The following is a 10,073-nucleotide window of genomic DNA, read 5'->3' as shown; positions in this document are numbered from 1 at the left end:
CTACGTCGGGATCGTACATGATTCCGGCGTTCTTTTTTATTTCTTCCTTGCAGATTGAAACGTCCAATCCCTTGCGGTACGGACGGTCTGAAATCATGGCGTCGATGGAGTCGGCGATGGCAATCAGTCTTGATCCCAATGGAATATTGTTGCCTGCCAATCCGTCGGGATAGCCCTTGCCGTTCCAGCGTTCATGGTGACCGCGGACAATGACTGCTACATCCTGGAATAACTTGGCTTTCATCAAAATTTCATAGCCCTGCTCGGAATGCGACTTCATGATTTCCCACTCTTCATCGTTAAGGCGTCCTGCTTTCAAAAGAACGTCGTCACGAATCCCGATTTTACCCACGTCGTGCAGATGCGCGGCAATGTGAAAAAGCTCTTCCTGATCGCCGGTTATGCCCATAAACCTGCATAGGGCTTCCACCATTTCTGCCACGCGGGACGAATGAAAACTGGTATAGGAATCTCTTGCTTCCAATGCGGATACGATGCATAAAATCAAGTCGTGATATTGAGATAATGCTGACATTTATCCTCCTGTTTTATACAATTATAAGTTAGCTAAATCTAACAAAAAAGTAAATAGGTTTGAGACGAAAAATGAAGAATAAAAATTATAATGAAACCATAATCTTTTATATATTATCAAACGATGAAATCACCCATAGCCACATTGTTTGTTGCCTTGTTGCTGCTTTGTGCGCAGTTCTCTTTTTCTGCGGTTACAAAGAAAAAGTTTTCGATGGATGGCTCTACGGCATCTGCCGAAACCGTTGAATCGACGCCTCTCCCCGATACTGTCGCTCAAGACAAACAGTCTGTTGTAAGTATTCATGACTCTCATATTTTTTGCCTAACGGAAAATTTTGCAGCTCAGCAGAAAATGCTGCGAGAAAATATTGCGGCAAAAATCAATGCCATGAAAGCGGGAGAAACAGGTGTCATCTGGACTTTCCTTCTCATTTGTTTCTTGTACGGAATGCTTCACGCCTTAGGCCCTGGCCATGGAAAATCCATCGTGGTGGGCTATTTCCTGGCTCGTAAGGGTCGCTGGAGGCACGGGGTTGCTCTTGGTGCTGGAATCACCTTTGCTCATACATTAAGTGCGGTGATTTTGTTGCTTGCCTTGTACGCTGTTTTGAAGGCGGCCGTGTTCCCGACTTTTGAAGTAGGGCGCCAGGGAATGGAAAAGGTGAGCTATGGCCTGGTTTGTTTTACTGGCTTGTTGCTGGTGGGAATTGCCATTCACGATTTGGTGAAGTTGTTAAAACAACGAAAGGCTAATGCTGTCGCCGGTATAGGGGATGGTTGTGTCGGAGGCGAAGTCGGCGAAATCCCTGCTGCGAAAAGTACTTCCTGGAAAGAACTGATTGGCGTAGCCGCTGTTACAGGAATTGTGCCTTGCCCAGCCGTGGCCTTGATTGTACTTTTCTGCCTGCTGAATTCCATGGTGGGGTTGGCTCTTGCCGCTGCAGGTATGATTTGCATTGGCATGACGCTCACCAATGTGATGTTTGGTGTTGCCGCCATCGCCCTGAAAAAAGGCATTGATAAGGGTGCCTCCAAAACCGGTTGGTTGGCAGGCTACATCCACATTATAGCCTCCTTTGCGGGAGGCCTTGTGGTGTTCTTTGCCGGACTGTATATGCTTTCGTAAAGTCGCGAGATTTTAATTCCCGCGGTTATTTACTTCCCACGGTTACTTAATCTTTGCCGCGAAAATTTCGAAGTCTTCGGGGGTGGTCAGCTTGTCGTTAGCGGCCGCGCCCTTTACGATGTAGACTGCTTCACCGAAGAATTCCAGGATACTGGCTTCGTCGGTGGGAACAAAGTTCAGCGGTTCTGCGGCGATTCGGGCATAGAGTTTTTTCAAGACGTCGATGCGGGCCGCCTGGGGTGTCTGGGCCATCCAAACGGTGTTGCGGTCGATGGTCTTTTCAACGCGGCCGTTGGCGGCAATCTTGATGGTGTCCACGGCGGGCTTGGCCACAAGGCAGGCGCCCTTCGTAACCAAGGTGTTGCAAACGTCCAGAATGATTTCCCTGCTGATGAAAGGGCGGGCCACGTCGTGGACCAGCACGTATTCCGCGTCGCTGGTCAATGCGTTTACGCCGTTTTCCACGGACTGCCAACGTTCTGCTCCGCCCACAACGATTTTCAGCTTGGCGCGCATTTCAGGAGAAAGTTCTGCGCAATCCTTCACTGCATCACAACGTTCGCCTGCGCTTGCGAAAAGTTCGTTTTCGAAATGGCTTTTCCAGTCGGCAGGCACTGCCATCACCACTTCTACGATTTCATCCATGGACAAGAAGGTTTCCAGGCAGTAACGGTAAACGGGCTTGCCTCCCAGAAGCATCAACTGCTTGGGAATGTTTCCGCCCATACGCTTTCCAAGGCCACCTGCCGGCAAAACTACTGCAAATTTCTTGTCCATAAATAAGCTCCGAAAACTTACCTTTTCTCGTTAAAACTACTTGATGGTGAAGTATGTGTCGTAGTAGATGAAGGGGCGCTTCTTCTTGCGCTTGAACTTGCCCTTTCCACCGCCTTCCAATTCGGAAAGTGCGTCCTGGAGGCCGCCCATGTCGACCTTGTTGGGGTCGTCCTGTTCTTCGTCCGGTTCCTTCACCTTGAAGTAGGGAATCACCATGTCGAAGTCTTCCTTGTCAGCATCCTTTTCGAAGTTGAAGGAATATTCGGTTTCGGTATTGCCGTCCTTAACGCGCTTGCTGGAAATGCTGATGCTCATCAGGCGGGCTTCCAAAGTCACTGCGTCAAACTGGACTTCCATATCCAGGGCGTATTCTTCCAGGGGTAGGGTGGTCTTGGAGAAGCAGAAATCGCCAACACTGTTGAACACGCCGTCAAGTTCCACGCCGTACTTCATAAGGTCGCGGAGCATCACGTGGGTTGCGCCATATTCCATGGCCTTGAGGGTAAACTTAGACTTCACCATGAGCTGCTGCAGCTTCAGGGAATACTTGTCCAGGCGGGAAGCCAGGTTCATTTGCATCTGAAATTCTTTTGCCATAAATCAATCCTTGTTACAGCGGCAAATATAGTTTTTGTTCTTTTTGAGGAAATTAATCAGATCACCTTTAAGTTGTCAGTGACTACACATGACAAGGGTTAAAATTCCACCAAAAATCAAAAGCAAGGGCAAAATCTTCAATAGAAGGGTGATTAGGCAGGCGTCTCCTACATCGGCGCTGCCTCCTCCCAGTAGGGCAAGAACCCCTAGAACAATCAAAAATGTGGTAATCATTTTCACCCTCTTTTTAGACTTTTTTAAAATACATTTTTGCCGATGTCGAAAGATGACAAACGCGATGACTTTTTCTGATAAAACAAAAAACAGATGGCTCGTCACCATCTGTTTTTCTTTTGTGAATTTGCGCGGAACTGATTTGCGATTTTGCGCGGCGTTAACCAGCGCGAACTCTGCGGTAATTAGTCGCCGATCTGGCCGCTATGCAAACGATCCAGGAAGTCCTTGGTTTCAAGCGCGACAATACCACTCAACAAGATCAAGGCAATCAAGTTGGGGAATGCCATGAGGCCGTTGAAAATGTCGGCGCAGGTCCACACGGCGCTTACGGTGAGGTAGGGGCCGATGAAGATTGCTGCGATATAGACCCAGCGGTAGGCGAGGATTGCGCCCTTCTTCTTGCCGCCAATCAGGTACTGCAGACACTTTTCAGAATAGTAGGCCCAGCCGAGGATGGTGGTGAATGCGAAGAACACCAGAGCCACAGCCAAGAAGTACGGAGCGATGGTTGCGCCACCCGGGAAGAATGCGAGACCGCGGGAGAATGCTTCCATGGTGATGTTCACGCCTTCGAGACCCAGCTTCGGATCCCAAGCGCCGGAAACCACGATGGCAAGGCCGGTCATGGTACAAATGATGATGGTGTCAAAGAAAGTACCGGTCATGCAAACCAATCCCTGACGGACGGGCTCGTTGGTCTTTGCGGCAGCTGCTGCGATAGGTGCGGAACCGAGGCCTGCTTCGTTACTGAAGATACCGCGGGCGATACCCTTCTGCATAGCGATGAAGATGGTGCCCACCACACCGCCGGTCACCGCGCTGGGGTTGAAGGCTGCGCGGACGATGGTCTGGATGGCTTCGGGAATTGCAGCGAAGTTCATCAAGAGCAACAGCAAGCAAGCGAGAATGTAGAGAATTGCCATCACCGGAACGATGTAGGTAGAAACCTTGGCGATACGCTTGAGACCGCCGATAATCACGAAGGCGGAGAATGCGGTCACCAGAAGGCCTGCGATAGCGGTGGTGACGCTGACGGAGTTGCCACCGATGTTGATGAATTCAGCAGCGTTGGGAGTGAGACGGGCCATGGCGCTGGTAATGCCGTTCACCTGGGTGATGGTGCCGATGCCCATAACGCCGGCGCAGACGCCGAAAATGGCGAAGAGCACTGCGAGCCATTTCATGTTCCAACCGAAACGTTCCTTAAGGCCTGTTTCGATATAGTAGAAGGGACCGCCCAGAACCTTGCCGTCATTGTCCATCTTGCGGTACTTCACGGCCAGAACGCCTTCAGCGTACTTGGTTGCCATGCCGAAGAAGGCTGCAAATTCCATCCAGAACAATGCGCCCGGGCCGCCGGTGCCGATGGCGGTTGCCACACCCACGATGTTACCGGTACCGATGGTAGCGGCAAGAGCGGTGCAAAGTGCGCCAAAGCTGGAAACTTCGCCTTCGCCGCCCTTTTCGTTGTGGAGCATGTAACGGAGAGCGTTGGGCAGGTTCATCACCTGGAGGCATCCTAGGCGGATGGTCAAAAGCAGACCAACAAACAAAATGACTACAATGAGGGGAACTCCCCAGACATAGCCATCGATGGTATCAAGAAAAGCGGTAAAAGCTTCCATATCGATCCTTTGGCTACGCGGCCGCAAGATCTTTACGCAAAAATGCGCGTTTTCTACACGGATCCGCTAGTTGAAAAATTTACGGACGAAAGATAGTAAATCGTTGCACATCAATGGGTTGGAAACTAAGTGCTGATTCGTGATTTTTCCCCCTCGCTTCAACCAACGGTGTTGTTTTTCGCTACCCCCTCTGCGGCGTTCCCCCGCAACACCCCCCTCTGTGCCTGCAGAAAAAAGTTTTGCTAAATTTTGACACAGAAAATTTAAACTATGGAGCCGTGCGAGGCCTTTTGCGCGGTTGCCCGAAAAAAGGAATACAATATGTGCGATTGCTGCAATAATAAGCGTCCTGTCCGTGTGCGTTTTGCACCTAGCCCCACTGGCTACCTCCACGTTGGCGGTGCCCGTACTGCTATTTACAACTACTTCTTTGCAAAGGCCATGGGTGGCGTTTTCTACCTGCGTATCGAAGATACCGACCGCAAGCGCTACAACGAAACCGCTCTCCACGACTTGATGCGCGACCTGAAGTGGCTTGGTCTGCAGTGGGACGAAGGTCCGGGTTGTGAAAAGGATTGCGGCCCCTACTTCCAGAGCGAACGCTTGCACATCTATAACGAACAGATCAAGAAGTTGCTGGACTCCGGCGACGCCTACTACTGCTTCTGCACCGAAGAACGTCTTCAGGAAGTTCGTGCCGAACAGGAAAAGGCCGGCGTTTCCGTGACCGGTTACGACCGTCACTGCCGCAACATTCCTCGCGAAGAAGCCGAAGCCCGCATTGCCGCCGGCGAAAAGGCTGTGATCCGCTTCAAGGTTCCCGAAACTGGCGTCACTGAATTTGATGACATGATCCGCGGTCACATTTCCTACCAGAATGAACTGCTGGACGACCTGGTTCTCATCAAGCGCGACGGTTACCCCACTTATCACTTCGCATCTGTTGTGGATGACCACCTGATGGGTACTTCCCACGTTCTCCGCGGTGACGAATGGATTTCTTCTACTCCCAAGCACGAACTGCTGTACAAGGCCTTCGGCTGGGAACCTCCCGTATGGTGCCACCTGCCGGTGATTCTGGATAAGAACGGCGGTAAGCTTTCCAAGCGTAAGGGTGCCGCATCCGTGGGCGACTTCCGCGACCTGGGCTACCTGCCCGAAACTCTCGTGAACTACCTCGCACTCCTGGGCTGGAATCCGGGCGACGACCGCGAAGTTATGACCATCAAGGAAATGATCGACTGCTTCACCCTGGAACGCATTAACCCGAAGCCCGCAAGCTTCGATGAAAAGAAGCTGCAGTGGATGAATGGCCAGCACATTCACATGTGCGACGACGCCATGCTCCTCGGCATCATGAAGGAAGGTCTTGCCGCCAAGGGCTTTGACCTGAGTAACGAACCTGAAGCTCGTCTCCTGGAAATCGTGAAGAACCTGAAACCCCGCGCACACTTCGTGCAGGACCTGGCAGAAATGTCTACCTACTTCTTCAAGGCTCCGGAAACCTACGACGAAAAGGGTGCCAAGAAGCACTTTGGTGAAGGCTCCAAGGAACTCTGCCAGCAGGTTCGTGACATGCTGGCTTCCATCGAAGACTTCAAGACTCCGGTGATCGAAAAGGAATTCTACGCTCTGGCCGAACGTATCGGTCACAAGGTTGGTGAACTGGTGGGTGCACCTCGCCTGGCTGTGTCTGGCGTTACTGCCGGTCCTGGCCTGTGGGAAATGTTCGAAATCATCGGTAAGGAAGAAACCCTCCGTCGTATCGACGTTGCTCTTCCGTTGATGGGCTAATACTCGGGGCGCGAATCTAGAATGAGACCGCTGTTTCCCCATAGGCTGTTTTCACAGCAGTTGTTCTGCCGCCGCTGCCAGAAGGTGCGGGAGCATGGCATCTATGCTCGTGAAAACTATTCCACCTACGGGGGAATGGATTCCCATATTCCGCTTTTGTGCAGCTGTGAAAAATGCCAAACGCTTTTCGTGGCTTTTTCCCATGAGTTCACTTTTTGCAGGTCCGACAAAATCAACAAGGACTATGCAAAGATCTACGGTCACAACCGAATTAATCCGGGCAACTGGCTTTACTTCAAAGGACAGCCTAAGCCGGGTGTCGTGAAAAGCGTTTTCCAGGGTCCCGACAAGGAAATCATCAACATCAGTTTTGATGGTGCCCAGGTCAAGAAAGTGGAATGCGAAAAGATTGTGGTGGAAGAAGAGGAAGCTCCCGACGGATATAGACTTCTTCCTTCGCAAAGTTCCGTGACCTTGATTGGCGACCATGTTTACCATGCAATCCGTGATCAGTTCGGTGTCTGCGTGGGCCTGGTGAATGATGGCGAAAAGGATAAGCTGGCCGTTCTTTTGAAAGATAAGACGCTAGTCTTTATCACCATGCCGGAAAATGCTCAGAATGCACCTAACGATAAGTTGCAGACTGTTGTCCGTAACAAGCTTGCCCAGGTGTTTCCGGAGGACGTAAAGAAGATTACTCTTCAGGTGGGACAGGGCATTGTGTTCCTGCATGGTCATGTAAAGAATCTTTCCATGAAGCGAGCCATGAAGGCTTGCGTAGATGGCTTGCCCAAGGTTCGCGGCTGTGTAGACTTTACCAGAATTCAGTCGGATTCCTTTGTGACGGATTCCCAGATGGAACGTTCGATTCTTTCCATTTTGGAATCGACCAATTGCCGAATGTTTGATTACTCGGTGAAGGTTACCTTTGGCCGTGCGGAAATTACGGCGAACTGCCTGGAATCTGATTTTACCAAGGACTTTGAAACCCGAGTTGGAGAAGTTCCAGGAATCCTTGACTTGAACTGCAACATCACGGTGCTCCCTGATGACTCCGTGGAAAATCTTCAGTTGTGCAAGGAAATGGAAACGGATCTTGCTTTGCATTCCATGTTGCAGGGCGCTCATATCCGAGTTTCCTATGTTCGAAAAAAATATTTGCTCGAAGGCTTTGTTGTTTCTGTAATCCAGAAACAGGTGGCTTTCCTGTCTGTTGTGAAAAACGCTAAGACTACGTCGGTTGAAAACCGCCTGAGGCTGCAATAATTTAAGGAGTTTTTTATGTCTACGAGTTACCAGAAAATCAATGACTTGAAGGCTAAACTCAAGACCAAGATGACTGTGAAGCAGTTGGCCGCATCACTGGGATGTGGAACCCGTACTATTTTCCGCCACTTGGATATTGTTTCCAACGAAAATTGCGGCTTGCGTAGATTCAAGGAAGGTGGTGAAACCTATTACATCATCCAGACTGAAGGCGAAGTCAATTTTAACCAGAGTGTTGTCAAACAGCTGGAAAAGGTGAAGAAGGGCATGTCTGCAACGGACGCTTCTGATATCAAGAATATCAAGTTGCTGGACAAGGTTATTGGTGCCATGCAGAGCACCAATCCCGAAGACTTCAAACCGGAAGCTATTTCTGTGGACCAGGATTATATTTTGGACTACGGCCCCTTTAGTGATAACAAGCTGCAGGATACCATGGTCAATAAGGCCTTGAAGGCAATCCATTCTGGTTTTAAAATCAAAATGAATTACCGTCACGCCTCCAAGAACAAGGAGTCCGGTTGGCTTGAAGTTTGCCCTGTCAAGGTGATTATGCGTATGGATACGCTGTACCTTGTGGCTGCCGATGATGAGTTTGAAAAAACTCAGACTTTCAAGAACTTCCTTTTTGAAAATATCATCAGTATTTCTGAAACCAATGTGCCGTTCCCGAAAATGCCTTTCGATGCAAAGACTCACTACAAGTACACTTTTGGTAAGTGGACCTCCATGGAACATTATGAGGATGTATCCTTGCTGGTGAAGGCTGAATCCAAGTGGCTGCAGACCCAGTTTGAAAAGTCTCATTTCAATCCGGAAATCCAGAAGCGCTACGACAAGGACAAGAATATGATCGTAGATATGAAGCTGCGAATCACTCCGGATTTCGTGACTTGGATTATGGGCGTTTCTTCTGACATTCGAATTTTGAAACCGGCAAGTTTGAAGGAAACCATCAAGGAAAAGCTGCAGAAAGCCTTGGCTGAAATGGACGCATAAGATGGAACACAATCTTTCTGATTATACCTTTGAATTTCCTCCGGAACTGATTGCTAGCCGCACTGCAGGCAAGGGCAAGACCCGCATTCTCCATTGCCCTAAGGATGGCGGAGAACGCCACATCATGAAGGCATGCGAAATTGTAGACCTGTTCAAGGCGGGGGACTGCCTGGTGGTGAATAATACCAAGGTGATTCCTGCACGCTTGTACGGTGAAACTCTGCATGGCGGCCAGGTGGAAACATTGCTGGTGCAGGCGATGATTCCTGCGGAAGATGGCTCCGCCCGCTACGAGGCGCAGGTTCGCCCCGGTAAGGCTTTCAAGGTGGGACGCGAACTGATTATCGCCGGCGTCAAGACTACGGTGGAATCTGTGAACGAAGACGGTTCCCGCGTGCTGCGTTTTGCGGTGACTCCGGTGGAACTGGAAGCCGTGATGAATGCTCAGGGCCATGTTCCGCTTCCGCCCTACATTGACCGTCCCGACGATGAAGAAGACAAAAAGGCCTACCAGACGATTTTCGCAAAGTATTCTGGTGCCGTGGCCGCTCCTACCGCCAGCCTGCATTTCAGCGAAGAAATGCTGGACGCGTTGAAGGCTAAAGGCGTGCATGTTGCCGAAGTTACTCTTCACGTAGGTCCTGGTACCTTCCAGAATATTTCCGTAGAAGACTTCACGCAGCATAAGATGCATGGTGAACACTACGAGATGACTCAGGAAAACGCCGACATCATCAATAAGGCGAAGGCCGCCGGCGGTCGCATCGTTACCGTAGGTACCACCAGCACCCGCGTGGTGGAAACTATCGCCGCCGATGACGGTACCGTGAAGGCCCAGACTGGTGTGACCCACGCCTTCTTCTATCCGGGTTACCGCTATAAGGTAATCGATGGACTCCTCACCAATTTCCATTGGCCCAAGAGCTCCCTGATCCTTTTGGTATCTGCGTTCTATGGCCGCGAAAATACTCTCGCTGCCTACAAGATGGCTGTGGAAAACAGGCTGAAGCTGTTTAGCTACGGCGATGGAATGTTAATACTCTAACGCATGAAATGCGGTAGAGTATTAACAATTATGAATTACGAGATTTGATATGGCGCTGGAGGCGCGATTA

Annotated in this window: 9 protein-coding genes; 5 read left to right on the top strand and 4 right to left on the bottom strand. The window is 50.3% G+C overall.

The features are described 5' to 3' along the window. On the bottom strand, positions 1 to 535 hold a 535-nt coding region (locus MJZ25_02005; protein MCQ2122937.1), incomplete at its 3' end, for an HD-GYP domain-containing protein. Positions 536 to 658: 123 nt separating this feature from the next. Here MJZ25_02005 and MJZ25_02000 point away from each other — a divergent pair. Next, the gene (locus MJZ25_02000; protein ID MCQ2122936.1) at positions 659 to 1,663 is read left to right on the top strand and encodes a hypothetical protein; all 1,005 of its coding nucleotides are present in this window, start codon (positions 659 to 661) and stop codon (positions 1,661 to 1,663) included. A gap of 42 nt (positions 1,664 to 1,705) precedes the next feature. Here MJZ25_02000 and ispD read toward each other — a convergent pair whose 3' ends face one another. The 3 genes from ispD to MJZ25_01985 form a co-directional block, all read right to left on the bottom strand. Next, positions 1,706 to 2,440 (bottom strand): 2-C-methyl-D-erythritol 4-phosphate cytidylyltransferase, encoded by a 735-nt coding sequence (ispD, locus tag MJZ25_01995; GenBank protein ID MCQ2122935.1) that lies wholly within the window; start codon positions 2,438 to 2,440, stop codon positions 1,706 to 1,708. 36 nt (positions 2,441 to 2,476) lie between these two features. Continuing rightward, the gene (locus tag MJZ25_01990) at positions 2,477 to 3,037 is read right to left on the bottom strand and encodes a hypothetical protein (GenBank protein MCQ2122934.1); all 561 of its coding nucleotides are present in this window, start codon (positions 3,035 to 3,037) and stop codon (positions 2,477 to 2,479) included. Between the two features lie 419 nt (positions 3,038 to 3,456). Continuing rightward, positions 3,457 to 4,899, bottom strand: coding sequence for a sodium:alanine symporter family protein (locus tag MJZ25_01985; GenBank protein MCQ2122933.1), 1,443 nt, complete (start codon positions 4,897 to 4,899; stop codon positions 3,457 to 3,459). 321 nt (positions 4,900 to 5,220) lie between these two features. Between MJZ25_01985 and gltX the strand changes: the two genes are divergently transcribed. Genes gltX through queA form a run of 4 tightly spaced genes read left to right on the top strand, consistent with a single transcriptional unit; the run spans position 5,221 to position 10,003 of the window. After that, positions 5,221 to 6,693 (top strand): glutamate--tRNA ligase, encoded by a 1,473-nt coding sequence (gltX, locus tag MJZ25_01980; protein MCQ2122932.1) that lies wholly within the window; start codon positions 5,221 to 5,223, stop codon positions 6,691 to 6,693. A 21-nt stretch (positions 6,694 to 6,714) separates the two neighbouring features. Then, positions 6,715 to 7,959, top strand: coding sequence for a BON domain-containing protein (locus MJZ25_01975; GenBank protein ID MCQ2122931.1), 1,245 nt, complete (start codon positions 6,715 to 6,717; stop codon positions 7,957 to 7,959). Positions 7,960 to 7,974: 15 nt separating this feature from the next. Beyond that, positions 7,975 to 8,958, top strand: a complete 984-nt coding sequence (locus tag MJZ25_01970; GenBank protein MCQ2122930.1) for a WYL domain-containing protein — start codon at positions 7,975 to 7,977, stop codon at positions 8,956 to 8,958. Position 8,959: 1 nt separating this feature from the next. Continuing rightward, complete coding sequence (gene queA / locus MJZ25_01965) at positions 8,960 to 10,003, top strand: tRNA preQ1(34) S-adenosylmethionine ribosyltransferase-isomerase QueA (GenBank protein MCQ2122929.1); 1,044 nt, start codon at positions 8,960 to 8,962, stop codon at positions 10,001 to 10,003. The last annotated feature ends 70 nt before the right edge of the window (positions 10,004 to 10,073 follow it).

The sequence above is a fragment of the Fibrobacter sp. genome, assembly GCA_024399065.1.
GTDB lineage: Bacteria > Fibrobacterota > Fibrobacteria > Fibrobacterales > Fibrobacteraceae > Fibrobacter.
The sequence above is the reverse complement of the archived record's forward strand: the minus strand, read 5'-3'. Positions and strand labels throughout refer to the sequence as shown.